This is a genomic window from Amycolatopsis sp. NBC_00348, assembly GCF_036114655.1.
In the GTDB taxonomy this organism is placed as follows: domain Bacteria; phylum Actinomycetota; class Actinomycetes; order Mycobacteriales; family Pseudonocardiaceae; genus Amycolatopsis.
Genome location: NZ_CP107994.1, coordinates 2,220,019 through 2,245,299 on the forward strand (window position 1 = coordinate 2,220,019; position 25,281 = coordinate 2,245,299).

Genomic DNA, 25,281 nt, shown 5'->3' on the forward strand with positions numbered 1-25,281 from the left:
TCGACCCCTTCTCGACAAGCGCACGAAGGCGGCGTTCGACCGCGAGCAGGCGGCGGTGCGGCACATCCCGTCGGTGCTGGCGATCGACGCGGTCGAGACCCGCTCGGACGGCAGCCAGGTGCTGCGGCGTGAGCAGTGCCCGCAGTCGCTGGCCGAGCTGGTCACCCGCGGCGGTCCGCTGTCCGCGGCGGACGCGGTCGTCCTGGGCCGGACGCTGGCGACGGCGCTGGCCGGCATGCACAAGGCGGGCGTCGTCCACGGCGGTGTGAGCCCGCACAACGTGCTGTTCCGCGCCTCGGGCGAGCCGGTCCTGGTCGACGGCGGCCTGGTGCTGCGGCACACGTTCCCCCGTGATCCGTTGCACGCCATCGAGTTCCGCGCGCCCGAGGCGGCGCGCACCGAGGTGTTCGACGAGGCGAACGACATGTACGGCCTGGGCGCGGTGGTGCACTTCGCGCTGACGGGCGGTTCGCCGCACCCGGGCAAGCTGGGGGAGCGGCAGGGCGAGCGGGTGCTGTGGGTGCTGCGCGAGCCGGTGCCGGCGATCCACCGCGAGGACGTCCCGGTGGCCGTTCGCGAGTCCGAGGCACAGCGCGACGCCGCCGGTGCCGGCGGGGCCGGGTTCGAGGGTGGCGTGGGCGAGGCTGGCGTTGATGTCCGGTTCGCGGATGTGGACGCCGTGGCGGCGGGCGTCGGCGACCGGAGACTGCGAGCTGTAGAGGCCCATCGGCATCCGCGGCACTGCCCGCCGACCGTGGTTTGGTTGATGTCGCACCGCGAAGGCCGGGTCGACCGTCTGCGCCTGTTCCTTTCGGCGAACTGACGACCACTGCCGTGCGGTGTGGCTCCGCGCAGCACGCGCGCAATCCGACCCACTCATTCCCTTTCGCCGCGCGGTTTGCGGGTCGGTGGCGATGGACGCGCGGTGCGGGCCGTCCGGCCGGGATCGGCGCTTCGCCGCCTGCGCGGCTTCAGCCGTTGCGCACGATTCGCCAGCGGGTGGCGGCCGCGCCGTTGTCGGGGCCTTGGACGGCGAACGCGCCGGTGGCCGTCGAGTTGTTCTCGATGGTCAGCAGCTTGCCGCTGTTGACGTTGCGGATCTTCGCCGTCCCGTCGCCCTGGTCGAGGACGGTCCAGCGGTGGTCGGCCGTGCCGTTGTCCGACCACTGCAGGACGCGGGCGTTGTCCGCCGTCGACATGTCCAGGACGCCGAGCACCTTGCCGCTGTTGGCGTTGCGGAACCGGACGGTTGTCCCGTCCGTGATGACGTCCCAGTTGTGGTCCGCTGTGCCGCTGTCCGACCACTGCAGCGCGCGGCCGCCGTCCGCGGTGGACATGTTCTCGATGCCCAGCACCAGCCCGCTGCCCACGTTGACCAGCCGGCTCGTCGTCCCGCCGGAGCCGCCCCCGGTGTTCCAGTAGACCGTGTAGTTGAAGCCCTGCGCGTCGTGGAACGGCACCAGGTTGACCGACGAGCCGTTGGCCTTCGCGCTGAAAGCGAGCGCGGTGGTGCTCGTCCGCGTGACCGAGTTCGGGTCGAGGGACGGCAACGCGCCGAGCGTGCTGCTGCCGTAGTTGCCGGCGAGGACCACCGGGCCGTAGGTCACCGCGGCGACGTTCGCGTTGTCGTCGGCCGCCTTCAGGACGACCTTCATGGGCAGCCGGACGGTGACCGTGTCCCCCGAGGCCCACGACCGCGACAACGTCGCGTAACTGCCGGGCGTGGCGGTCACGTTCTGCGCGACGCCGTTGACGGAGATGGTCGCTCCGGTGGCCCAGGCCGGAATGCGGATGCGCATGGCCCAGGTGCCACTCACGCTCCCGCCGACCGTCAGCGTGGTGATGTCACTGGCCGGGTACGACGTCGTCTGCGTGACGGTGATGCCGCGCTGGGTCCAGGTGAGCACCGAAGGCAGGAACAGGTTCACGATCAACGTCGTGTCGCTGTAGAAGTAGATCGAGTCCGCCAGCTTCGTCTGGGTTTCCAGCCCGCTGCCCTGGCAGCACCAGAACGAGTTGTAGTCGGTGCTCCACGTGCCGCCGCCCCACGCCGGGCCGAGACCGCGCCGGCCGCCCGGGTTGAGGGAGCTGAAGTAGGTGACGTGGCCGTGGCTGTCGGCCGGGTTCTGCTGGCCGATCATCTGGTTGAGCAGTGCCCGCTCGTAGTAGTCGGCCAGGTCGGCGCGATCCGGGTAGAGCGCGATCAGTTCCCGGGTCAGCTTGAGCATGTTGTAGGTGTTGCAGCTCTCGCACGTGTCCTGGTTGAGGTACCCGGCGATGGCGTTGGGCGCGCGGAAGTGCTCGGCCTGGCTGTTGCCGCCGATGGCGTAGGTGTGCGCGCCGACGGTGATGTTCCACGCGTTGGTGGCGATGTCGCGGTAGCGCGTGGTGCCCGTGGCCTTGTACTCCCGCGCCGCGCCGATCCACTTGGGAATCTGGGTGTTGGCGTGCAGGCCGCTGAGCTGATCCCGGTTCGCCGCCAGCGGGTCGAACACGGCGGCGTGGTCGAACCGCTGCGCGACGGTCAGCCATCGTGCGTCGCCGGTGTACTGGTAGAGGTCGGTCAGCACCGCGTTCATGCCGCCGAACTCGGTGCCCAGCACGGATTGCTGCTGCGCGTAGCTGAGCCGGCCGGTACGCCGGTCGACCCACGCCGCCAGGCTCAGCAGCACGTCACGGGCTTGGGTGCTGTCGACGTACCGCCAGACGTCGAGCAGGCCCGCCATCGTCTTGTGGATGCAGTAGTACGGCACGTTGCCGTTCGACAGGCGCCCGGCCTCGAGGTTGTCGAAGTCCGACTCGGGGAAGCCGGACAGGTACCCGGCGGTGAACCCGGCGGCGCCGTTGTTGGCCTGGCACTTGGCCAGTTCGGCGACCATGGAGGTGGCCTTGTCCCGGCACGTCGTGTCCCCGGTGACCGCCCACAGCTGCGCCCACGCCGTGAGGAAATGCCCCTGCACGTGGCCGCGGAACGGGAAGTTCGGCGCGTCCCAGCCCCCGTTGGTGGCGGCGCCGCCGGTGGAGAGCCGGTGGTTGGCCCGGAAGTTGTAGAGCAGCCGGCCGACATCGACGAACCGCAGGTAGTTCTGCGTCCGGTTCTGGTTGTCCAGCCACCGGCTCGCGGTCAGCCGCACCTGACCGAGCTCGAACGGGAACGCGGACACCCCGGCCTCCGATCGGACCGGACCGGTGGCGGCGCCGGCGGCGGCGGGAGCCCACCCGAAGGCGGAGCCGGCCGCGGAAACGAGGGCGCCGGCGCCGGCGGCTTGCAGCAACCGCCGCCGGGTGAAGGATGAGGTCACCGGGTTCTCCGTTCGGCAGGCATGGGAACGGAGGCGGACGTTAGCGCTGACATTCGTGTCTGTCACACACTGCGCGGCCGCTCGTGCTCCTGCGGGCCGACGATTACCGGCTCGTTCGCTGTTCAGGCGCGGTGACCACGGCAGGACAGGTCCGCGGCGGCGGGTGAAACTTACCCGGGCCGAAGCAGGCGCTGCCCACCGCACGCCCGCCTCCGCTCCGGCGGGCGTGCACGGTCCGCGGGACCGGCTGTCGATCCAGCTCACCCCGTCGCTGCTTCGTGGTCGACGCCCGCCCGCCCGCCGCGCGTCGGCGCGGGTTCACCCGGTGCCGCGGGGCAGACGCCGGTTGCCCGTCGGTGAGCGTGCGGACGCTCCCGCCCAGCAGCAGACTGCCCGCCTTGTCGAGGACCGCAGTGGCCAGCGCTTCGGCGGAGCAGTCAGAAGATGTGAAGGTAGACGCTGAGTTGCTGGAGCGGGCACGGTGTGAGGATCGGCGGCATGCGCGCCCGGGCACGATAAGCAGGGTCGCGGGAGGCGCTACGAGTTCGTGCGAGGCCCCCAGGCCGGACGCCGTCGGGGCTGGTCCGCGTTCACAGGACCAGCCCACGTCGTCACGGCGGTGGGAGGACGTCCGCAACGTCGGCGACCTGCTTGAGGAACGCGTCGGATGGGCGGCCTTTGATCGGGTCGGTTTCGGCGATGACGACCAGCTTCCCGTCCAGCCGCGACCGGTAGTGCTTTCCGGTGAAACGAAAGCCGCCCGCTTCGAGAATCTCCGTTGCGAACGGAGCCACGCAGGAAGAACTGTTGAACCTGTCCGAACGACTGGACGGCGCACCGCAGATCGTTCTTGATCTCCTTTTGCCGGAACGGGAGCCGGCGGAAACTGCGAGCACCTTTCCTGCACCGGTTCGCGTACCCGGCCGGCGCGGTGCCGCTCCGGGGCCGATGACACCGCGGCCGGTACGCCGACTCTCGGGCGTGCACGTGCTCGGCTTGACGGATTGCCGCCGTTGATCACACGACGGGAAGGTCTGCCGGTCAGCACCCGCGCTCGGTGACAAGCGTGGTAGCAGGCCGTTCGGCTGGCAGCAGGTGCTGTGGGACGGCCTCGGTGACCTCGATGAAACGGTAGCGCCAGGACCGTGACGCGCTGCCGTCGTGCCTCCCCGGCCGGCCGGGCGCTGAGCTACGGCCGCAGGACGAGCTTCCCGCCGGCGTGACCGCTCGCGCTCAGCTCCTGCGCCTTCGCGGCGTCCTCCAGCGGAAGGCTCTGCGCGACGCGCACCGTGAGCTTGCCGTCGGCTGTGAGGCGGGCGTACTCGCCGAGGCGGGAACCGAACGGGGCGCCGGGGCCGGAGAAGGTGACGCCCAGCTCGGCGGCCTTCGTATCGGCGATGGTGATGATCCGGTCGGTGCCGCCGCGCAGGTCGATCGACACCTCCAGGTCGCCTGCCCCCGCGGCGTCGTACACGGCGTCGATGCCCTGCGGTGCGGCCTCGCGGACCCGGTCGGCGAGGCCGGCGCCATAGGCGACCGGGATCGCGCCCAGCGAGCGCAGGTAGCCGTGGTTGCCGGGGGAGGCGGTGCCGATGACCGTGGCGCCGCGGGTGACCGCGAGCTGAACACCGACGGCGCCGGTCACACCCGCGGCTCCGTGCAGCAGGAGCGTGTCGCCTTCCCCGACGCCGAGGGCGTCGAGCACACGGACCGAGGTCTCGACGGCGACGGGCACTGCCGCGGCGAGGTCCCAGCCGAGGTCTGCGGGCTTCGGGCCGAAGTCGACGGCCAGCGCGTGCTCGGCGTACGCGCCGGTGACGGTCCAGCCCAGGACCTCGTCACCCACCGCGACGCCGGTCACGCCTTCGCCGACCTCGTCGACGACGCCGGCCGCCTCCAGGCCGGGGATCACCGGGAACGGCGGCGTCACCTGCGGCCGCCACCCGTTGCGGATCTTGGAGTCGAGCGGGTTGACCCCTGCCGCCACGACCTTCAGCCGCACCTGCCCGGGTCCGGCGTGCGGCTCGTCGACCTCCTGGAGGCGGAGGACTTCCGGGCCGCCGAACTCGGTGTAGGTGATCGCCTTCATGTCCTGCTCCAGTGCTCGTCGCTCTAGGTGGAAGATCAACTTGGCCGGGACCGGCGGCGGCCGCACCGGCACTTCGGCCAGTTCCGGCTCGGAGGCTCAGGAACCCGCCACGTTCGCGGGCGCGGTCCAGCCGGTGGATCGGATCCACGCGGCCAGGTCGAGGGTGGCCGGCTCGATCGCCCGCACCACCGCGAGGTCCGACGGGTGTTCCGCCGCCTTCGCGAACTGGCGGAACATCGCCCTGTCGAGGTCGCTGGGAAGCACGCTCAACGGGATGGCCTCGTACCGTGCCGGGAGCCCGGCGCGCGCGCCGAACGCCGCGGCGATCTGAGGGCCCGTCAGCTCGTCGCCGACGAGCTCGACGGCTCCGCCGGGTGCCTCCGCGGTGTCGAGCAGGAGCGCGGCGGCAACCCGGCCGACGTCCCTGAGCGAGATCATCTTCAGGGCGACGTCCTCCGGCAGCGGCAGCTTCACCACGATCTCGCCGTGCTCCAGGCTCGGTACCACTTCCTCCATGAAGGGGGTTGGGCGAACCATCGCGGCCCTGAGGCCGGACTTCCTCAGGTGCTCCTCGATCGAGTGCTTCGAGTCATGGTGTGGCACACCCCGCTCCCGGTCCGCGCCGAAGACCGAGTTGAACACGACACGCGGGACGCGTGCCTCGACCGCCGCGTCGACGAGCGCGGTGCCGACGCGGATCTCCGCCTCGACCTCTTCGAGGCTGTTCGCCTCCGGGGTCATGAAGGAGAACCCCTCGACCGCCGTCAGCGCGGCGGCCAACGACGCCGGGTCGTCGGTCCGGATGGCCGCCAGCTCGACGCCGCGGGCGGCCAGCGCCTGAGCCCGGTCGGACTGCGGGTTGCGGACCAGGGCTCGCACCGGGGCCTTGTGGGCCAGCAGCGCGTCGAGCACCGCCCCGCCCTGTCGCCCCGTCGCGCCGAAGACCGCGATCGTGCCGGTCGTCTGTGCGCTCATCGCTGCCACCCTTCACTCAGGGCGTGAGCGAAGTGAGCACGAGTCCGGTGTTGACCTCGGCGGTCGGGGGAGGACGACGCGGGCGCGGCGTCCTCGAGCTTGATCTGTTGTGCCATGTCTCCACGATGCGTCTGCGACCCCAGGCTTACCACCGGTATCGCGCCAGGTTCTCCCGATAACCCGCCAGTGTCGGGTAGCGTCGATCGCGTGTCCGACCCCAGCGGCGAGCCGAGCTTCTGCACCGACGATGCGCCGTTGTCGGCGCCGCTGGCCCATGGCTCCGAGGTGACCGCGCACTTCCACGACCACGGCCAGCTCCGCTACGCCGCGCGTGGGGCCCTGGTCACAGCCACCCAGGTGGGCACCTGGGTGGCGCCGGCCAGCCGGATCATGTGGGTGCCGCCCTTCGCGGTGCACAGCAGCAAGGCGTACGGCGAGACGGAGATCCGGGTGCTGTCGCTGCCCGTGACGCTGACCGGACAGCTGCCGGCCGAGCCGTCGGTCTTCGTGGCGAGCGCGTTGCTGCGCGAGGCCTATCTGGCGCTGATGAGCGAGGGCGAGCCGCTGGAGAGCCCCCGTGCGCGGCTGCTGATCGACGTCGTACTCGCCGAGCTCGCCCGCGCCGCACAGGAGCCGCTGCGCCTCCCGGAGCCGAGCGACCGGCGCCTCAAGGCGGTCACCGACCTGCTCCACGTGGACCCGGCAAGCCCGGCGACCCTGGCCGAGCTGGGCCGCCGCACCGGCGCCGGCGAACGCACCCTGAGCCGGCTGTTCGGCAGCGAGCTGTCGATGAGCTTCCACCAGTGGCGCACCCTGCTGCGCATCCAACGGGCGCTGGTCGAGCTCAGCGACGGCGCCTCGGTCACCGCCACGGCGATCCGGCTGGGCTGGTCGAACCCCAGCAGCTTCATCGACGCCTTCACCGAGCTGGTCGGTCAGACACCCGGGGGCTATCGCTCATCGGCTCGGTCCTCCGCAGCTCCCACGGGGGAGAGGTTGGCGGGGTAGCCGCAGTTCCTGGCACCAGCACCCGGCGGATCTCGGGCGGAGCGCCCTCGACGCGCAATGCGGTCAGCCGGTCCCGCGCGCTGTGCACGACGCGCGCTCGCCCCGCCAGGCTCGTTGACCTGCACGGACGTGCGTCCGGCGAACGAGCCGCTCGCCGAGGCCGCCACGAGGAGTTCGACGTCTTGGACGGGGGTGACGTGCAGGCGGGGCGTCTCCCCGTCCGGGGACCGGTGCGGCGGGCGGGAAGTCGCCGGCCGGGCGGATCGTCACGGTGACCAGCGGTGGCCACGAGATGGGGCGGCTGCACCTCGACGACCTCGCCTTCGCGAACCGGCGCTACCGCCGCTGGCGCGCCTACCCGCAGACGAAGCTTTCACGGTCGAACTCCAGCGGCGGCGGCCGCGGGAGCACTCGCGATCGCGGTGGCCGCGCACGCCGGTGCCGCGGCCACCGAATTCGGCCGCGACAGCGGGGGTCTCATGCGGGTGCTGTCCGCGCCACCCCTGCGGTGGGTGCCGGCGCCGCTCGTCAACACCGCGGCCGAGGGCGCGTTGCCCACCCTGCGGGCCGCGGTCGATCCCGAGGCGCGAGGTGGCCACCTGTACGGGCCCGCCGGAGTGCACGGCGTCAAGGGCCGGCCGGAACAGGTCGAGGTGTTCGCCGCGGCCCGCGACGAGGTGGCGGGCGCGACGCTGTGGGAGCGGTGCGAACAGCTCACCGGCGTGCGCTACCCGCTGCCGTGACCGGGAACTAGGACTCGCCGTCGAGGCGGTACTCCGCGTTCACCAGCTCGAGGAGCTCGGCCACCGAGGTGTCCGCGGACCGCCGGTCGAAGGTGATTTCCCCGTGCTGCAACAGGTTCACCCGGTCGCAGACGTCCATCACCTGCCCGTAGTTGTGGGCGATGAGGATGATCGCGATGTCGCCCCGCTGCTTCAGTTCCCGCAGCAGGCGCAGGATCACCGCGCTCTCCTTGGCCCCCATCGCGGCGAGCGGCTCGTCGAGCAGCAGCAGCTTCGCGTTCGAGTACACCGACCGGGCCACCGCGATTGCCTGCCGCTGGCCACCGGACAGCATGCCGACTTCGGCGGTCACCGACGGGATGTTGATGCCGATCGAATCCAGGGTCTCCCGGGCGCGGCGCTTCATCTCGCGGCGGCGCAGGAACGGCAGCGGACGGTGCGTCAGTTCGCGGTTCAGGTGCAGGTTCAGGTAGACGGGCAGGTCGTTGACCATCGCCAGGTCCTGGAACACCGTCTCGATGCCCAGGGACCTCGCGTGCACCACCGACTTCAGCGTGATCGGTTCGTCCTCGAACAGGATCCGCCCGCCGTCCGGCTGGTGGTAACCGGTGAGGATCTTGATCAGCGTCGACTTGCCGGCACCGTTGTCCCCGATGAGCCCGAGGATCTCGCCCCGCCGCACGCGCAGGGTGACGTCGGTGAGCGCGTCGACCGGGCCGAACCTCTTGCTGACGCCCTCGATCCGGATGACCTCGCCGGTCATGTCAGCTCCCGGGATCCGACGCGGTTGCGGGCGACGATCAGCGTCACGTTCAGCACCATGGCACCGAGGATGGCGGCGCCGAGCACCAGGTTGAACGCGTTCGCGCTGACGCCGGTGAGGTTGAACCCGTCGAACACGATGCCGAGCAGCAGCGCGCCGAGGAACGCGCCGACCGCCGTGCCGGACCCGCCGAGCAGCGCCGTGCCGCCGATCACGGCCGCCGCCACCGCGAAGAACATCGTGGTGAACCCGCCGTTCGTCGGGTCGTACGAGCCGACCCGGGTGCCCTGCAGGATGCCGGCGAGCCCGGCCAGGGTGCTGGTGACCGCGAAGTTGACCACCTTCACCCGGTTGACCGCGATGCCGGACTCCGCGGCACCGACCGGGTTCCCGCCGGTGGCCTGGGTGTGGATGCCGAACCGGGTCGCCGAGAGCACCACCTGCATGAGGACGACCACACCGACGGCCCACAGGAACTCGCTCCAGCGCGCCCCGCCGAACACCTCGACCACCCAGCCGTCCTTCGGCGCACCGACCGGGCGGGCGTTCGAGATGATGAGAACCAGGCCCTGCAACAGGAACGCCATGCCGAGGGTGGTGATGAACGAGGGGATCGTCAGCACCGTCCGGATCAGCCCGTTCACCACGCCGATCAGCGCGCTCACCACGATCGCGCCGAGCAGCGCGAGCCACAGCGGCCAGCCGTTGACGGAGAACAGCGTCAGCAGGAACGGGGAGAGGGTGAACACGAAGCCCGCGGACAGGTCGATCTCCCCGCAGATCAGCAGCATCACCTGCCCCGCGGCGATGATCGACCACGGCGCGACGTACTGCGCGATCGTCTGGTAGTTGTCCAGGGAGTTGAACGCGTCGCTGGTCGCCGTGAAGTAGATCCCCGCGGCGATCGTGACCAGCAGGATGCTCAGCTCCTTGACCCGCATCACACCGAGCAGCAATGACCTCACCGGTATCGCCCGCTACCGGCTCGGCACCGACGCCGGCGGCAGCGGGATCGAACCCGGCATGGCGATCACGTCCTTGTTGTCGCCGCCTTCGAACCTGCTGCGAGCCGTCGCGTACGGGCCGACGTTCTCCTTCGTGACGAACGTGAGGCCGGTGTCGGTGACCGGCGGCGCGACCAGCGTGCCGGACAGCCGGAACAGGTAGAGGTAGAGCACCGACAGGAACCCTTGCAGGTACGGGGACTGGTCGATGGTGAAGTCGAGCGCGCCGCTTTTCACCCCGGTGACCGTGTCGTCGAGCAGGTCGAACCCGCCGCCGCCGATCTTGCCGGACAGGCCGCGGTCGGCGATCAGCTTCGCGCACGCGGCGGTGCTGCCGGCGTCGACCGCGTAGATCCCTTTGACCCCGGTGTTCCCGGTGTACGCGGCGGTCATCGCGTTGAGCTCGCCCGCCTGCTCGGCGCCGGTGTTGACCGACCGGACGCGCACGCCCGGCGCGGCCTGCTTGAGCGCGTCCGTGATGCCGTCGAGCCGCGGCTGGACGTTGTTGCCGCCCGGCTGGGAGATGCCGACCAGGATGTCGCCGGAGGTGACCTTCTGCCCGATGCGCTGTCCCATCCGGAAACCGGACAGGTACAGGTCCTGGCCGACGTAGGTGAGCGGGTAGTTGCCGGCGGCGTCGGCGTTGTACGCGAGCACGGGAATGCCCTGGCCCAGTGCCCGCTTGGTGAGGTCGACGAACGCGTTGTCGTCGGTCAGCGCGACCGCGATCCCGTCGGCCTTGCCGGTGATCGCGGTCTCCATGGCGCTCGCCATCTGGGCGACGTTGCCGTTTTCGGAGCCGGTCCACTGTGGCTCGGGGACCCCGAGCAGGGCCGCGGCGTCGGCGAGCCCGGTCCGCGTCGGCACGAAGAACGAGTTCGTGGTGACGTGGTTGACGAACACGAACCGCCAGCCCGGCGTGCCCGGGAAGGGGCCGGCGTGACCGCCGTTCTGGGCTTCCTGGACGCCGGTGCACGCCGCGAGCAGCGTGCTCGCGGTGATCGTCGCGCCGCCCGCGCCCAGGTACCTGAGCGCGGTCCTCCGGGAAGTGGTGCCGGTTCCAGCTCTCATCGTGACCCCGCATTCATCGCAGCGGCAGTGCTTCGTACGACGGGTCTCTCGTGGTGCGGCATCAACGACGGTAGCAGACGTATGATGTCTCGACTAGGTTCTCGCGGATCTGACCCCGCTTCTGGACTTTTCGGCGGCAAAAGCGTAGCCATACGTATGTTGTCTCATCGTTCGCTTGGTGAGAGGTGGCGGACTTGCCCGAAGTGATCAGCGCGATCGAGGCGCTCGACGTCCGCTTTCCGACGTCGCTGGACCTGGACGGTTCGGACGCGATGAACCCGGAACCCGACTACTCCGCCGCGTACGTCACCATCCGCACGAGCGCGGGGGCGGAGGGGTACGGCCTCGCGTTCACCGTCGGGCGCGGCAACGACGTGCAGGTCGCCGCCGTCCGGGCGCTGGTGCCCCTGGTCGCGGGCATGCCGGTGGACGAGGTCCTCGCCGATCTCGGCGGCTTCTCGCGCCGGCTGACCGGCGACAGCCAGCTCCGGTGGCTGGGTCCTGACAAGGGCGCGATCCACATGGCGGCGGCCGCGATCGTCAACGCCGTGTGGGATCTGCGGGCCCGCAGGGAAGGCAAGCCGGTCTGGCGGCTGCTCGCCGAGCTGCCGCCGGCCGAGCTGGTCGACCTGGTCGACTTCCGGTACCTGAAGGAAGCGCTTACCCGCGACGAAGCGCTGGACATCCTCCGGCGCGCCGAACCGGGCCGGGCGGCTCGCCAGGCGGACCTGCTCGCGTCGGGCTATCCGGCCTACACCACGACTCCCGGCTGGCTCGGTTACTCGCCGGAGAAGCTGGCTGCGCTCGCATCGGCGGCGGTCGCGGACGGGTTCACCCAGATCAAGCTCAAGGTCGGGGCCGATCTCGACGAGGACGTCCGGCGGCTGCGGCTTGCGCGCGAGACCGTCGGCCCGGACGTGCGGATCGCGATCGACGCCAACCAGGCGTGGGGCGTCGAGCAGGCCATCGCGTGGATGCGGCCGCTGGCGGAGTTCGACCCGTACTGGATCGAAGAACCGACCTCGCCCGACGACGTGCTCGGCCACGCCGCGATCCGCCGTGCCGTGGCGCCGATCAAGGTCGCCACCGGCGAGCACACGCACAACGCGGTGATGTTCAAGCAGCTGCTGCAGGCGGAGGCGATCGACATCCTCCAGCTCGACGCGAGCCGGGTCGCCGGCGTCACCGAGAACATCGCGATCCTCTTGCTGGCCGCGAAGTTCGGCGTGCCGGTGTGCCCGCACGCCGGTGGGGTCGGGCTCTGCGAGATGGTGCAGCACCTGGCGATGTTCGACTTCGTCGCGGTGAGCGGGACCCGGGCCGACCGGGTCATCGAATACGTGGACCACCTGCACGAGCACTTCGTCGACCCGGCACGCGTCGAGCGGGGGAGGTACCTGGCGCCGTCCCGGCCGGGCCTCGGCGCCCGCCTGCACCCCGAGTCCCTGGCGCGCTACCGGTACCCCGACGGTCCGGTCTGGCGCGCGGGAGCGGTGGTGGTCGCGTGACCACCGGCCCGAGAGTCCTTCCGCAGCCTGTCAATGAGGAGAGGTCATGAAGATCCGCTACCTGTGCTCGGCCGCGCTCGTCGCGGCCGGCGTGCTCGCCGGTTGCAGCGGCGGGGGCACCACCGCGTCCGGCGGCACCGTCATCGGCGTCGACTACCCCCGCTCGGACACCGACTTCTGGAACGCCTACATCAAGTACGTGCCCCAGCTGGCCGGTCAGCTGGGACTGGAACTCAAGACCACGAACTCGCAGAACGACGTCGCCACCCTGACCGCCAACGTGCAGACGATGATCAGCCAGGGCGTCAAAGGTGTCGTCATGGCGCCGCAGGACACCGCGGCGATCATCCCGACGCTGCAGCAGCTGGCCGGGAAGAAGATCCCGGTCGTGTCCGTCGACACCCGCCCCGACCAGGGTGACGTCTACATGGTCGTGCGGGCGGACAACCGCGCCTACGGGGAGAAGGCGTGCCGGTTCCTCGGCACGAAGCTCGCCGGCCAGGGGAAGGTCGTGATGCTGCAGGGCGACCTCGCGTCGATCAACGGGCGGGACCGCACCGAGGCCTTCAACGACTGCATGAAGCAGAACTTCCCCGGCATCACGGTCTTCGGTGAGGCCACCAACTGGGACGCCGGCACCGCGGCCCAGAAACTCCAGACCAGGCTGACCGCGAACCCGGACATCAAGGGCGTCTACATGCAGTCCAGCTTCGCTCTCGCGGGGACGTTGCAGTTGCTGAAGCAACGGGGCCTGCTCGTGCCGGCCGCCGACCCGAAGCACGTGTTCATCGTGTCCAACGACGGGATTCCCGAGGAGCTCGAGAAGATCCGCGCCGGCGAGATGGACGCGACGGTCTCCCAGCCCGCGGACCTGTTCGCCAAGTACGCGCTGCAGTACGTCAAGGACGCCATCGCGGGCAAGAAGCCGGTGCCGGGCAAGACCGACCACGACAGCACCATCGTGGCCATCCGCGACGGCCTGACGGAGGACCAGCTGGCCGCGCCGCTGGTCACCGCGGACGGGGCCACCTTCGGCCCGGTCGCGAGCGTCAAGGTCGACGACAAGTCCCTGTGGGGCAACAGCAAGAGCTGACCGGCTTCGAAGTGGAGGTGGACATGGGTACCGTGCCGGTCGTCGAAGCGCGGCAGGTGGTCAAGCGCTACGGCGCCACCGTCGCGCTGGACCACGCCGACCTCACCGTCCTACCGGGACAGACGCACGCGCTCGTCGGCCGCAACGGTGCCGGGAAGTCGACGCTCGTCTCCGTCCTCACGGGCCTGGGTCAACCGGATTCCGGCTCGTTGAAGATGAACGGCGAGCCCGCGCCGGGACGGTCCGAGCGGGACGCCTGGCGGTCGCTGGTCGCCTGCGTGTACCAGCACTCGACGATCATCCCGGACCTGTCGGTGGCGGAGAACCTGTTCCTGAACCGGCAAGAGACCGTGCGCGGATTCGTCCGCTGGTCCGCGGTGCGTCGGGCGGCCACCCAGCTGCTCGAACGCTGGTCGGTCGACGTCGACGTCCGCCGGCCCGCGGGTGAGCTCGGGGTCGAGCAGCGGCAGTTCGTCGAGATCGCGCGGGCGTTGTCCTTCGGCGCGCGGTTCGTCATCCTCGACGAGCCGACCGCGCAGCTGGACGGCGGCGCCATCACCCGGCTGTTCGGGCACATCGCCGACCTGCAGCGCCAGGGCGTGACGTTCCTGTTCATCAGCCACCACCTGCAGGAGGTGTACGAGATCTGCGACACGGTCACGGTCTTCCGCGACGCCCGGCACGTCCTGACCGCGCCCGTCGCCGAGCTGCCGAAGGCCGCCCTCGTCGCGGCGATGACGGGGGAGAACGCCGTCGTGGCCCAAGAACGCGCGTCCTCGGCCCGGCTCGGGGTGCCGCCGGTGCTCCGGGTGCGCGGGCTGAGCCTCGCTCCCACGTACGAGGACGTCTCCTTCGACGTCGCGCCGGGGGAGATCGTCGGCCTGGCCGGGGCCGGCGGCAGTGGTAAGACCGAGGTCGCCGAAACGCTGACCGGGCTGCGAAAGGCCGGTTCGGGAACCATCCTCGTCGGGGAACACCGTCCTCGCCCCGGCGACGTCCCGGCGGCGCTCGCCGCCGGGATCGGCTTCGTCCCGGAAGACCGCCACCACCAGGGACTCGTGCCCGAGATGTCGGTCGCGGACAACACCACCCTGTCCGTCATGGACCGGCTCGGTCCCGGCGTCTTCGTCCGGGCCGGTCTTCGCGACCGGCTGGCCGGGGCGCTGATCGACCGGCTGGAGGTGAAGACGCCCGGGCCGGAACTGGCGGTGTCGGCGCTCTCCGGCGGCAACCAGCAGAAGGTCGTCATGGCCCGGGCCCTGGCCGGCGATCCCCGGGTGCTCGTGCTGATCACCCCGACCGCGGGGGTGGACGTGCGGTCGAAGGAGTTCCTGCTCGGCAAGGTGGCCGAGGCCGCCGCCGGGGGCACCGCGGTGCTGATCGCCTCGGACGAGCTGGACGACCTGCGCCTCTGCGACCGCGTGCTCGTGCTGGTCCGCGGGCGGCTCACCGCGGAAATCCCCGCCGGCCGGCCGGACCACGAGGTCGTGGCCGCCATGGAAGGAGTCGATCTCGATGCCGGATAGCCCTGTCGCCGTGCGTGCCGAGGCACGGACCGAACCCGCCGCCACCCGGCCGCCGCGGCGGATCGCGCTGGCCCGTGTGCGCGACTTCGCGCTGGTACCCGGGATCGTCGCGATCGCCGTGGTCGGCCAGCTGGTGAACCCCGTGTTCCTCCAGTACGACAACGTGATCAACATCCTGCAGACCATGTCGGAGATCGCCCTGCTCGTGCTGGCCCAGACGCTGGTCCTGGTCGTCGGCCGGATGGACCTGTCGCTGGAGTCCACGTTCGGCCTGGCTCCCGGCGTGGCGGCCTGGCTGACGATCGACGGCGGCCATTCGCTCGGCCTCCTGCCCGCGTGGACGGCGGTGCCGCTGGTGCTCGTGGTCGGAGTGCTGGTGGGTGCGCTCAACGCCCTGCTGATCGTCCGGTTCGGGCTGAGCGGGTTCGTGGTCACCCTCGGCATGCTGATCGTGCTGCGCGGCCTGCTGACCGGGATCTCCGGCGGCCAGACGTTCTTCGGCATGCCCGATGCGATGCTCTACCTCGGAACCACGTTGTGGGCCGGGATTCCGGCGTCCATCTGGATCTGCGTGCTGCTGTTCGCCGGCGGCGTCGTCCTGCTCGGCCACACCCGGTTCGGCCGCAGCCTCTACGCGATCGGCGGCAACGAAGACGCGGCGAAGGCGGCGGGCATCCGGACCGATCGGGTCGTGTGGATCGTCCTGATCGGGGCGAGTGTGCTGGCCGCGCTCGGCGGGCTGCTGCTCTCGGGCCGGCTCGCGTCCGTGGCCGCGGGGCAGGGCAACGGCTACATCTTCACCGTCTTCGCCGCGGCGGTGATCGGCGGGGTCAGCCTGAACGGCGGCCGAGGCACGCTTTTCGGGGCTTTCACCGGGATCCTGCTGCTGTACATGATCCAGAACGTGCTGACGCTGGCCGGGGTGCCCGCGCAGTGGATCGGGGCGCTCAACGGCACGATCATCCTGGTCGCGCTGGTGATGTCCCGGATCACCAGCGGCAAGCGGCAGAGCTGAGCCGCTACTGCTCGCCGAGGATCGGCAGCTCGGCCAGGTGGGCGCGCAGCCAGCGTTCGGACGTGTCCACGTGCATCAGCGCGGCCGCGGTGGCCACGGCGGGGTCGCGCCCGGCCAGGGCGTCGTAGATCGCCTTGTGCTGCGCCAGGGTCACGTGCGTGACGCCTCGGTCGACGGTGCCGCGCCAGATCCTCGCCCGCAGCGTGCGCGAGGAGATGCCGTCCAGCAGCGCGGTCAGGGTTTCGTTGCCCGACGCGGTGACCACCGCTCGGTGGAACGCGGCGTCGAGCACCGTCAGGCGCTCGACGTCCTCGACCGCCTCCTGCATCGCGTCGAGCAGTTCGGCGACGGTGCGGAGCTGGGCGTCGGTGATCCTGGTGGCGGCGACGCCGGTCGCGGCGGGCTCCAGGAGGCGGCGCACCTCGGTCAGCTCGAGCACGCTGCCTTCCATCAGCGACACCGCGTTGCCCAGGCCTTCCAGCAGCAGGCTGGGCGCGAGGCTGGTGACGTAGGTGCCGTCACCGCGCCGGACTTCGAGGACCCGGGCCAGCTCCAGTGCCTTCACGGCTTCCCGGGTGGGGCTGCGGGAGATGCCCAGTTCGGTGGCCAGTTCGTGCTCGGGCGGCAGCCGGGAGCCCGCGGGGAACCGCCCGGACCGGACGAACTCCCGGATCCGGTCGATCGCGTCGTCGGTCAGAGACCTCGCCATGGTGCTCCTCGGGCAGTGAACTGCCCGAGATCCTAACAGCCATATGATGAATGTCGCGAGAGTAGTGAGTTTTCGCCTGATTCGACGAGAACAAGGCGACTGGCTCGCTCACGGTTGCCGAGACATGTGATGTTCCATCAAGCCGGCGCTGTGGCGATCCACTCGCGGAGTGCCGCCGCCTTGTCCGGGTCCGCGTCCGGCACGGGCACGCCGTTGATCGTCGCGACCAGGGTCTGGTATCGGATCAGCAGCTTCACGCCGGCCGGCTCCGCAATCCCGGCGACTGGACCGTCCCGGTGAGCATCATCATTTCAGTTGGGCGTTGGGCTCGAAGAAGTTCCACCCGGCAGCACAAACTGCGATGGATGAAAGGGGGTCGCCCTGTGTCCGCCAAGGTCCGTAGTAGTTGGAGTAGTCGAAGCTGCCACTGGGAGTCAGGTACCGACAGCGGGCAACTGCTCGGAACTGCGTCCCCGAAGCTGACGCGTAGCAGTAGGCCGTCGTCCCGTTGTTGTACTTCAAGGCGCTGCAGTAGTTGGGAGCTGCGGATGCCGGCGACGCCAGGGGAAGGGACAACCCGGCAGTCGTGAGTGTCGCGGCGATCATGATCTTTGCGGTCCAGGATTTCATCGTTCCTGCCTTCTGGCGTAAGGACAGCTGCACGGCGTTCACTCCATCGGAAACAGGCTGGTTGAGTCGCCGGCCGGAACATCACACAGATGGACTAGTGCCCGATGGGCTCGGCGGCGACACTCCGCGTAAGGGCGGCGCGGCGACTCTTCGGAATTCTGCGGCGACCAACGATGTCCGCGTCGCCGCCGAGCGTCGACGTGCCGCCCAAATGACGACAAGTCGTAGGGTGTGTAGTCCAAGCTCAATGTGGTGAACGCGGTTCCCTCCGCACGCCTGGTCGAGTTGGGCGGCGATACCAGATCTGGCTCGGAACTCGGGTCTGCGCGTACCGTCCGTCACGACAATTCATCCCGTGTCGGTCTCCTGCCCCCGTGAACAGCAAGATTACGGGGACGAGCCAATCGGTCGGCAGCTTGCTTCCACCGCGCCCCTGCACCGCCTTCAGCATCGAGCGATCCGACCATCGGTTGCTCGTGTCGACCGAAGGAGGAAGGCCCACTCGTCCGGAGGTCCTGAAGACTCACTGGCGTAAGCGCATGCCGACGGCAGATGCCGGCTTCCGATCGCAGCTTTGAGGTGCTGGATGTAAATCGGGCCGAGCGGGCGAACCCAACCCGAGAGGAAGCCGGCGCCGTCGCTTCGCGCGATGTGACCTTCGGTCTCCACCCTGTTGATCAAGTCGGGCGCGATGGTCTGCCCCGTCCAAAGCTCCAACCATTGTCGGGCGATCGCCGGCCACGTGTTGAACTGGTCACCGAAGTAACTCGACCAGCGGGCTAGGTCCTCGAGGCTCTCTGTGGACGCTCGTCAACGGGCGTCATCTGGAGCAGGTGCTGGCCCGAGTACGTCGATCACTTCAACCGGCATCGACCTCATCGCTCGTTGGGCCGACGACCGCCCGACCAGGTGCTGGTTCCCGTGCGGATGGCTGGCGTCGGGCGGGTTCGTCGGCGTGATCGGCTCGGTGGACTGATCCACGAATATCAGCAGGTCGCATGATGTGACAAAGTTTTCGGCACCCACAGGATCGACTTCGCGGGGCCCTGCCCGCCGCGGCCGGCCCAGCCCAGCCGCCGTCCGACGGCCGGAAGACCAAGGAGACCACGCCCACCGCCGCGACAGCCGGAACCCCACCCCACCGATCAGCACCGACCAAGGCAGCCGGGCGGGACGGACCGACGTCAAGCGCGAATCATCGAGGCTGGGACGCCCTGATTCACGGCTGCCCTAATTTGGTCGCGGCTTGTACGGCGCGCCGGAGAAGAACGGGACGGGATTGGTAAGCCTGGGTTGCCAGTGGGGAGTACCGACGTCTGCCCCGTCCACTCCCAGTACGCCGAGTCGCTCCAGCCGCCGGATGGCGGTCCTTCGTGGATCGGTGTCCGCCGAGGCGACCCAGTCCCGCCATGTCGTCCACTTCTCGTGGTCGTAGGAGTGTCCTGAGTAGTCACCGGTGAACAAGATGGCGTCCCGTACCATCTCGCCCTGTTCAGTGCCGCTCAGGGCGGGATTGAGGAAGTAGGAGGTGTCCCACGCCAACCTGAGGTTTCCTCCTGCGGACGCATGCAACAAACCCGAGTGAAAGGCGACCACGTCGCCCGGCTCCGTTCCAATCGAATAGGAGGGTACGGGCCAATCGCGCCACCCTATCGGCAAGCCCTGCCGGTCCGGGTCCTGGCTCATGTGCTCCCAGAAGGCGGCCTTTGTCGGAATCAGGTGCGATCCGGGCATCACCTGGAGTTGACCCGATTCAGGAGAGCACGCATCCAGGTAAATCATGAACTTGACGCCCTGCACATCGGCGGCCATGTCGGCGTGCCACCTCGTGTTGGCGCGGTAGCACACCGCTGCGCTGTTGGTCGGGACGGTTGGCCCTCCCAACAGATAGTGCGATGCCTGCCAGAACCTGGGGTCGTCGGCCACGAGACTCGCGGCCAACGGAGTATCGGCGTTCATGGTGGGAATCACATAAGCGGGCACCGCGGCGACCTCGGCCTCGGTGCCGCCCTGCCAGACTTGATCGCCGTACCCGCCCGTCAGGGCCTCGACGGATTCGGCGCGAAGCTGCGCCGCCTCGGCCTCGGTCAGCAGCCCGCGGAGTACGACGAACCCGAAGGCCTTGAAATGCGACACGTACTTATGATCGATCATTGGGCTTCACCATGATCCCTTCGACGGAATTCCGGTACCTGGCACCGACCCCGCTTCATCAGATCGGGTCAGAGGTCGAGCAGTTTCATCTGTGCTGCGGAGTAGCGATCTCCCAGTACGTACTGGTCGAGGTCCTCGAGCTGGGCGAGGAGCTCCGCCGGAACGGTCAGCTGTGCGGCCTGGACGTTGTCGCGAAGATGCTTGAACTTCGTGGTACCGGAGATCGGGACGATGTCCCGATCTCGGCTCCACAGCCATGCCAACGCCAACTGGGCGGGCGTGCACCCCGCAGCCTCGGCGATCGAGCGGACGCGCTCGGACAGCTTGAGATTCATGCGCAGGTTGTCTTCGCTCCACCGTGGACTTTGACGGCGATAATCAGACGGGCGCAAGGCTGATGGTGTGGAGAACTGCCCCGTGAGAAGACCGGCGCCGAATGGACGATAGGCGGCGATTCCAATGTTCAACTGCCGGCACACGCCCAGCAGTTCCCGTTCGGCGAAGCGGGTAAGCAGAGAGTACTCGATCTGGACCACGCTGATGGGGTGGATGGCGTGCGCGGAGCGCACGGTCTGGCTATTGACCTCGGACAGACCGATGTGCCGGACGTCACCGCGCCGCACGAGTTCTGCCATCGCGCTCACCGTTTCCTCGATCGGAATGTCGGCGTTCCGCCGGTGCAGATAGTAGAGATCCAAATAATCCGTGCCCAAGCGCTGCAGAGAATCGTGGCAGGCCTGTCGCGCCCATTCGGCGCTGCTGTCGACGCGGATGGCGCCCTGCTGTCCGAAACGAAGCCCAAACTTGGTAGCCACGACGATATCGCTACGCCGTGTGATTGCGCGGCCGACGAGACGTTCGTTTTCGCCGAGCTGGGCACCGTAGACATCGGCGGTGTCCAGCATTGTGACACCTAGCTCGACCGCCCGAGCGACATACCGCCGGACGCTGCGCGCGCCGGCGATTCCTCGAGCGGCAAGGCCGGCACAGCCGAGCCCGAGAGCTGACGTGGACAGTCCTGACCCCAGGATGGTGGTCCTCAATTTCGCACCCGCTCAGGAGAGGTAGTCCGCGGCCTCGGAGCCTTCGCGAACCGTGTCGAGTGTGAAGCAGTGCAGCCCACCGCCGAAGAGGCGTCGATGCCGGTGCCGGAACGTGCCGACAGTGAAACCGTGCCTTTCAAGTGTGCGGACGAGTTCCGGGTTGGCCTCGTTGGCCAGAACCGTGTCCGGGCCGACCGACAGGACGTTGAGGTCGATGTACTTGGTGGTGAGTACGAGGTCGTCGTCGTCGTACGTCGGGAAGTTGTTCTCCTGAGGTTCAGGTGCATAAATGACATCCCATTTCTGCAACTCATCTGGGAGCGCGTTGAAAATTGCCGGGGTTCGCACCAGTAACAGGCCAGGCCGAAGTGGAAGAATCATGCTGTCGATGTGACTGTCGGCCAGTGCGTAGACCGGCAGGATCGTGAAGCGATCGGCCAGGTGACGACGGAGCCAATCGCCGGCCATGCGGTGGTTCGCTGTGGTCATATTGACCAGGATGTGTTTGCCCAGTCGCACGCACTGTGCGGCGTCGAACATCATCTCGAAACCAACGTCGAGCGGGCCTGGTTGGGGATCGCGCACCAGTTCGACCAGGCCACCCTTGACATAGGAGGGATCGAACGACGAGTCGGTCATCAACGGTCGAGGCATCACCGTCCAGCGCGCCCCCTCGTTGAAGTACTTGTGGAAGATCGGCTTGAGGAACTGGGTCTCGAAATATCGCGACCGCAGCATGGGGGGAGTTTCGATGATCTCGTCGCCGAGAACCAGGGTATTGTCGCGGACGTTGAGCGGAGGTACTACGGACGCCGTCCAGGCTGGTGTCCGGACCTCGATATTGTCGTCCACTGCCAGCGGACGGTGCACCGTGACACCCAACCCTGTCAACAGGTCTGCCATCCCCTCGACGTCTTCGTTGAGCTCTTCGACGTACTGCCTCTTGATGGGGAAGCGAGGGGGCGCTTCGGACTCGGCTTGCCCGGACAAGGGCGTCAGCCGGGGGTAGTACATGTGGTCGTAGAAGGACTTCTGATCGGCCAGCTGATCGTAGAAGAACATGTCGAAGGACAGGTCTCGCTCATGCATGGTGTAGTTCTGGGCAGAACCCAGGACAACTTCTTTGAGTGGGGACCATTCGTCAAAGCTATTGAGCTTCATATTTCTCCATTTGCATGCTGGTGACTGTGTCCGGAGGTTCGTCCCGTGTTTTCTCGATGATGGTTACCAACATCACGGCAGCGTTCACATATGCATTCTGGCCGCCGAACGATGTCGGTGTCAGCTGTGCTCTGCCGCCTCGCCCGGGGCGTCGACGGGGCGATCATCGCCGGTGAAATCGCGCAGTTCGCGGCTGAGCGCGGCGACGACTGCGGTCAGCACGAGCACGCAGCCGAGGATGATCAGTGCGTTCGCCCCGCCGATGGCCGCCGCGAGGAAGCCGCCGAGGGGTGGGCCAAGAGGTGCCAGCGACCGTTCGCACACGGTGAGCACGGCATCCATCCGGCCGAGCATTTCCTTGGGCACCAGTTGAACGAACACTGCGCCCATCACGACATTGAGCGCCGGTGTTGCCAGCGACAGACAGATCAGCGGGATCGTTGGCCACCAGGGTCCCAGCGGCAGCGCCATCGTGGCAAGGCAGGCGCCGAACGTCCCCAGGACTGCCAGCAGCAACTTCCCGGGCGGCAGGATGTTGCCGGTGCGGGGCGCTGCGATCGCGCCCACCAGCCCCCCGATCCCGATCCCGGCCAGCACGATCCCCGTGGCCACGTCACTGCCGCCGCGTTCCTGGACGAGCACGATGACCGGAAGCAGGAACGCGCCGCCGATCAGGTTGAGGATCAGCACCGCGCCGGTGATGTTGCGCAGACCGCGCTGCCGCCAGATCCAGGTGAACGCTTCGCCGAGTTCCGCTCGCATGCTCGGCTTCCTGGCTTCCTCGGCGGAGCTGGCGGAGGAAGGTTCGGATGTCAGAACCGGGCGCCGGGGTACTTTGGCAAGTACGGCACAGATTGTGGCGGCGAGGAACGTGACCGCGTCGACGAGGAAGGGTATCGTGCGCCCGAAACTGTACAGGAGCCCGCCCAAGGGCGGCCCGACGAGCCGGGCGGCGAGGCTGCGCGCCTCTTCCTGCGCGAATGCCTGGCGGAGCTGCGGCGGAGGCACCACGCTACCGATTGCGGTAGTCCGAACCGGCCCAACGAAGCAGCTGCAGATCCCGTCCACCACCGCGAGCGGAACGAACGCCCAGATCCATTTCTCGCCACCAAGGACCGCCACTGCCAGGACTGCGGCCGTGCCGGCCTGAACCGCCTGGCTGGTTACCAGCGTTCTGCGGCGGTCCCATCGATCCACCCACACGCCGGCGGGGATCTGTGCGAGGAGAGCCGCCGCACTACGTGTTCCGGCGACCACGGCTGCCAACACCGCGGACCCCGTCGTCGCCAACACCAGCAGTGGCGTGGCCAGGCGGGTCAGTTCCGTGCCCACCGAGGAGATCGCACTACCCGCCCACAGCAGCTGGAACGTGGTGTTGCGGCGCAACGGAACGAGCTGAGTCATTCGACCATTCCCATCGCTCATGGCTGTTGCAACCTGGGCAGTGGGCTCGGCGACGTCGCCGACGGCGCGTCCGATGCGAACTCGGCGATGATGGCTGCCGAGTCCCGCTTGCCCGACAACGTCAACGGGAGCTGGTCCACTACGCGATAGAGTCCAGGGACCATGTACGCAGGTGCCGTCTGTCGCAGGTCGTCGGCGACCCGTGCGACCACGTCGGTGGCCACCGGCTCGGCCGCCACGATCATGGCGGCCAAGGTTGTTCCCAAGTGGGTCTCCACCGCAACGACCGCTGCCTCGCGCACCAACGGGTTCATCTGGAGAATGGTCTCGACCTCCTGCAGTTCGATCCGATATCCACGTACTTTGACCTGCTGGTCGACTCGCCCCACATAGTCGAGCTCGCCATCGGGCAGCACCCTGACCAAGTCGCCGGTGTGGTAGCAGCGGGTGGGTTGGCCGCCGCCACCGACGGGCAGCTTCCGAAAGCGTTCGCGGGTCAGGTCCTCCCGGTTGAGGTAGCCGGTGATGACGCTCGGACCCGACAGCCACAACTCGCCGACCGTCCCCCGACCGGTCGGCCGTTGGCGTGCATCCAGTACGTGCACGCCAACATGTGGCAGGCCACCTCCGATCGGGGATGCCGCAGCACCCGCCAGGGTGCCCGCATCCAGCCGTTTGAAGGTCGAGTGCACCGTGTTCTCGGTGATCCCGTACATGTTGATCATCGAGGGAGCGGCGGGGCCGAGCCGCGCGACGAAGGCGTCGACGACATCCATGGAGACCTTCTCGCCGCCGAAGATCAGGTATCGAACGTCCGCCGGGCGATCATCGGTCGCCATCCACTCCTGCGCCAAGTAGCGGAAGACCGAGGGGACCTGATTGAGGATCGTTATCCGATTCTCCTTCAGGAAGCTGACGAACGTCCCAGGGGCGAGGATCGTCTTCCACGGCGCCAGTACGGCGGTCGCGCCCGTGGACAGTGCCCCCCAAAGCTCCCACACCGAGAAGTCGAAGCAGAACGAGTGGACCACCGCCCATCGGTCGTGCGGTGAGAAGTCGAACAGGTTCAGTGCACCGTCGAGCATGGCGAGGACGTTGCGGTGGGTCACCACGCACCCCTTGGGTGTTCCGGTGGAACCGCTGGTGTATATGACGTATGCTGCGCTGTCACCCGCCGGGCGGTCGAATCGGTCGACACAGGTCGGATCGTCGGCGGCGGCGTCCGCGTCGCAGTCAGTGAACCGATGGTCATGCAGTCCCACCGCTATCGCGGTGCGCCGTGCACCCACGATGTGGGTCATCTGGGCGTCTTCGGCGATGAAGTTCAACCGACGCCGGGGATAGCCCGGATCAAGGGGGACATACGCCGCGCCGCACTTCAGAATGGCCAGGAGAAGAACGATTGTGTCCATGTCTCGATCCGCCAGCAAGCCGACGAGTTCGCCTGGGCGCACCCCGGCACGAAGCAGGCGACGTGCCGCGGCGTCACTCGCCCGGTCCAGATCACTGTAGGTCGCCTGGTCGTCGCCGCTGACCACGGCGATCGAGGCGGGCGCCTCGACGGCACGGCGGCGCAGCAGGTCTGTCAGAGATTCCATACTCGCGATTTTGGTTCTTGGCTCGGAAGCGGCAAATCCGTCGGTGACCGTCGACGCATCGACTTCTGCGGTGCTCACAGGCGCGGAGAGGTATCAGTCTGCGCGGGGTGGGGGGACGCCTGCTGGACGGTTGCGTCACACGAGTTAAGGATGCACTCCACGACACCCCGCACACTCCTCCCATGGAATACGAAGTCATAGTCGAAATCTATGCCTTGGGCTTGTATGGCTTGGGCCAGTTGTACGACGAGCAGGGAATGCCCTCCGAGCAAGAAGAAATCATCGTCGCCGCGCACCGTGTCCACCCGTAACACCCGGGCAAACTCCTGTCCGACGAGCGTCTCCAATTGTTGGCGGTTGTACACCACGGTTACGTACCCCCTGTCGCTACGCAGCTACCGTGTGCCGACGACGAGCGCGCTGTCCGACTGTCTGTCGATCCACACTCGACGATCCGTCAAGCCCCAGCGATGTGTCTATCCGGG

At 68.5% G+C, this 25,281-nt stretch carries 20 protein-coding genes and 1 pseudogene; 7 read left to right on the plus strand and 14 right to left on the minus strand.

Annotation, left to right across the window (positions count from 1 at the left end; translation table 11 throughout):
• Positions 1-73: 73 nt before the first annotated feature.
• Positions 74-490: pseudogene (locus OHS58_RS48720) on the plus strand (protein kinase domain-containing protein); the annotation flags it as partial.
• Between the two features lie 481 nt (positions 491-971).
• Here OHS58_RS48720 and OHS58_RS10015 read toward each other — a convergent pair.
• The 4 genes from OHS58_RS10015 to OHS58_RS10030 all read right to left on the minus strand — a co-directional run bounded on the left by OHS58_RS10015 (position 972) and on the right by OHS58_RS10030 (position 6,366).
• Positions 972-3,302 (minus strand): beta-L-arabinofuranosidase domain-containing protein, encoded by a 2,331-nt coding sequence (locus tag OHS58_RS10015; RefSeq protein ID WP_328648019.1) that lies wholly within the window; start codon positions 3,300-3,302, stop codon positions 972-974.
• A 611-nt stretch (positions 3,303-3,913) separates the two neighbouring features.
• Positions 3,914-4,198, minus strand: a complete 285-nt coding sequence (locus OHS58_RS10020; RefSeq protein WP_328648020.1) for a hypothetical protein — start codon at positions 4,196-4,198, stop codon at positions 3,914-3,916.
• Positions 4,199-4,491: 293 nt separating this feature from the next.
• On the minus strand, positions 4,492-5,391 hold the full coding sequence (locus tag OHS58_RS10025; RefSeq protein ID WP_326952938.1) for an NADP-dependent oxidoreductase: 900 nt from the start codon (positions 5,389-5,391) through the stop codon (positions 4,492-4,494).
• 96 nt (positions 5,392-5,487) lie between these two features.
• Positions 5,488-6,366 (minus strand): NmrA/HSCARG family protein, encoded by an 879-nt coding sequence (locus OHS58_RS10030; RefSeq protein WP_328648021.1) that lies wholly within the window; start codon positions 6,364-6,366, stop codon positions 5,488-5,490.
• A 207-nt stretch (positions 6,367-6,573) separates the two neighbouring features.
• Here OHS58_RS10030 and OHS58_RS10035 point away from each other — a divergent pair, with 207 nt between their 5' ends.
• On the plus strand, positions 6,574-7,374 hold the full coding sequence (locus OHS58_RS10035) for a helix-turn-helix transcriptional regulator (RefSeq protein WP_326950077.1): 801 nt from the start codon (positions 6,574-6,576) through the stop codon (positions 7,372-7,374).
• Positions 7,375-7,796: 422 nt separating this feature from the next.
• Positions 7,797-8,117, plus strand: a complete 321-nt coding sequence (locus tag OHS58_RS10040) for a hypothetical protein (RefSeq protein WP_328648022.1) — start codon at positions 7,797-7,799, stop codon at positions 8,115-8,117.
• A gap of 7 nt (positions 8,118-8,124) precedes the next feature.
• Here the strand turns inward: OHS58_RS10040 and OHS58_RS10045 are convergent, their stop codons facing one another.
• Genes OHS58_RS10045 through OHS58_RS10055 form a run of 3 tightly spaced genes read right to left on the minus strand, consistent with a single transcriptional unit; the run spans position 8,125 to position 10,955 of the window.
• Positions 8,125-8,880, minus strand: a complete 756-nt coding sequence (locus tag OHS58_RS10045; RefSeq protein ID WP_326950075.1) for an ATP-binding cassette domain-containing protein — start codon at positions 8,878-8,880, stop codon at positions 8,125-8,127.
• Complete coding sequence (locus tag OHS58_RS10050) at positions 8,877-9,845, minus strand: ABC transporter permease (protein ID WP_328648023.1); 969 nt, start codon at positions 9,843-9,845, stop codon at positions 8,877-8,879. The genes OHS58_RS10045 and OHS58_RS10050 overlap by 4 nt, the downstream gene beginning before the upstream one ends.
• A gap of 12 nt (positions 9,846-9,857) precedes the next feature.
• Positions 9,858-10,955 carry a substrate-binding domain-containing protein gene (locus OHS58_RS10055; protein ID WP_328648024.1) on the minus strand — a complete coding sequence of 366 codons (1,098 nt, stop codon included), beginning with the start codon at positions 10,953-10,955 and terminating at the stop codon, positions 9,858-9,860.
• A 185-nt stretch (positions 10,956-11,140) separates the two neighbouring features.
• Between OHS58_RS10055 and OHS58_RS10060 the strand changes: the two genes are divergently transcribed.
• From OHS58_RS10060 to OHS58_RS10075, 4 genes are read left to right on the plus strand one after another with little or no spacing between them, the layout of a single operon-like run.
• Positions 11,141-12,463 carry an enolase C-terminal domain-like protein gene (locus tag OHS58_RS10060; protein WP_442875527.1) on the plus strand — a complete coding sequence of 441 codons (1,323 nt, stop codon included), beginning with the start codon at positions 11,141-11,143 and terminating at the stop codon, positions 12,461-12,463.
• A gap of 46 nt (positions 12,464-12,509) precedes the next feature.
• Positions 12,510-13,556 (plus strand): sugar ABC transporter substrate-binding protein, encoded by a 1,047-nt coding sequence (locus OHS58_RS10065; RefSeq protein ID WP_328648026.1) that lies wholly within the window; start codon positions 12,510-12,512, stop codon positions 13,554-13,556.
• 23 nt (positions 13,557-13,579) lie between these two features.
• The gene (locus OHS58_RS10070; protein WP_328648027.1) at positions 13,580-15,082 is read left to right on the plus strand and encodes a sugar ABC transporter ATP-binding protein; all 1,503 of its coding nucleotides are present in this window, start codon (positions 13,580-13,582) and stop codon (positions 15,080-15,082) included.
• A complete protein-coding gene (locus tag OHS58_RS10075) occupies positions 15,072-16,097 on the plus strand; it encodes an ABC transporter permease (RefSeq protein WP_326950069.1) in 1,026 nt (341 codons plus the stop codon). The genes OHS58_RS10070 and OHS58_RS10075 overlap by 11 nt, the downstream gene beginning before the upstream one ends.
• 4 nt (positions 16,098-16,101) lie before the next feature.
• Here OHS58_RS10075 and OHS58_RS10080 read toward each other — a convergent pair whose 3' ends face one another.
• From OHS58_RS10080 to OHS58_RS48725, 7 genes are all read right to left on the minus strand, one after another.
• Entirely contained in the window at positions 16,102-16,806 is a 705-nt protein-coding gene (locus tag OHS58_RS10080; protein ID WP_326950068.1) for a FadR/GntR family transcriptional regulator, read from the minus strand.
• Positions 16,807-18,666: 1,860 nt separating this feature from the next.
• A complete protein-coding gene (locus OHS58_RS10085; RefSeq protein WP_328648028.1) occupies positions 18,667-19,590 on the minus strand; it encodes a phytanoyl-CoA dioxygenase family protein in 924 nt (307 codons plus the stop codon).
• Between the two features lie 68 nt (positions 19,591-19,658).
• A complete protein-coding gene (locus tag OHS58_RS10090) occupies positions 19,659-20,633 on the minus strand; it encodes an aldo/keto reductase (protein WP_328648029.1) in 975 nt (324 codons plus the stop codon).
• 12 nt (positions 20,634-20,645) lie between these two features.
• Complete coding sequence (locus tag OHS58_RS10095) at positions 20,646-21,794, minus strand: glycine amidinotransferase (RefSeq protein WP_326950065.1); 1,149 nt, start codon at positions 21,792-21,794, stop codon at positions 20,646-20,648.
• A gap of 120 nt (positions 21,795-21,914) precedes the next feature.
• A complete protein-coding gene (locus OHS58_RS10100; protein ID WP_328648030.1) occupies positions 21,915-23,198 on the minus strand; it encodes an MFS transporter in 1,284 nt (427 codons plus the stop codon).
• 17 nt (positions 23,199-23,215) lie between these two features.
• Positions 23,216-24,874: an amino acid adenylation domain-containing protein gene (locus tag OHS58_RS10105; protein WP_328648031.1), complete on the minus strand. Its 1,659-nt coding sequence runs from the start codon at positions 24,872-24,874 to the stop codon at positions 23,216-23,218.
• Positions 24,871-25,164: a phosphopantetheine-binding protein gene (locus OHS58_RS48725; protein WP_442788207.1), complete on the minus strand. Its 294-nt coding sequence runs from the start codon at positions 25,162-25,164 to the stop codon at positions 24,871-24,873. Before OHS58_RS48725 ends, OHS58_RS10105 begins: the two co-directional genes overlap by 4 nt.
• Positions 25,165-25,281: the final 117 nt, after the last annotated feature.

Bases quoted from the DNA above. Each gene is read 5' to 3' on its own strand.
- OHS58_RS10025 (WP_326952938.1), bottom strand. From the start codon at position 5,391: ATGAAGGCGATCACCTACACCGAGTTCGGCGGCCCGGAAGTCCTCCGC.
- OHS58_RS10045 (WP_326950075.1), bottom strand. From the start codon at position 8,880: ATGACCGGCGAGGTCATCCGGATCGAGGGCGTCAGCAAGAGGTTCGGC.
- OHS58_RS10080 (WP_326950068.1), bottom strand. From the start codon at position 16,806: ATGGCGAGGTCTCTGACCGACGACGCGATCGACCGGATCCGGGAGTTC.
- OHS58_RS10055 (WP_328648024.1), bottom strand. From the start codon at position 10,955: ATGAGAGCTGGAACCGGCACCACTTCCCGGAGGACCGCGCTCAGGTAC.
- OHS58_RS10070 (WP_328648027.1), top strand. From the start codon at position 13,580: ATGGGTACCGTGCCGGTCGTCGAAGCGCGGCAGGTGGTCAAGCGCTAC.
- OHS58_RS10100 (WP_328648030.1), bottom strand. From the start codon at position 23,198: ATGACTCAGCTCGTTCCGTTGCGCCGCAACACCACGTTCCAGCTGCTG.
- OHS58_RS10085 (WP_328648028.1), bottom strand. From the start codon at position 19,590: ATGATCGATCATAAGTACGTGTCGCATTTCAAGGCCTTCGGGTTCGTC.
- OHS58_RS10075 (WP_326950069.1), top strand. From the start codon at position 15,072: ATGCCGGATAGCCCTGTCGCCGTGCGTGCCGAGGCACGGACCGAACCC.
- OHS58_RS10095 (WP_326950065.1), bottom strand. From the start codon at position 21,794: ATGAAGCTCAATAGCTTTGACGAATGGTCCCCACTCAAAGAAGTTGTC.
- OHS58_RS10030 (WP_328648021.1), bottom strand. From the start codon at position 6,366: ATGAGCGCACAGACGACCGGCACGATCGCGGTCTTCGGCGCGACGGGG.
- OHS58_RS10065 (WP_328648026.1), top strand. From the start codon at position 12,510: ATGAAGATCCGCTACCTGTGCTCGGCCGCGCTCGTCGCGGCCGGCGTG.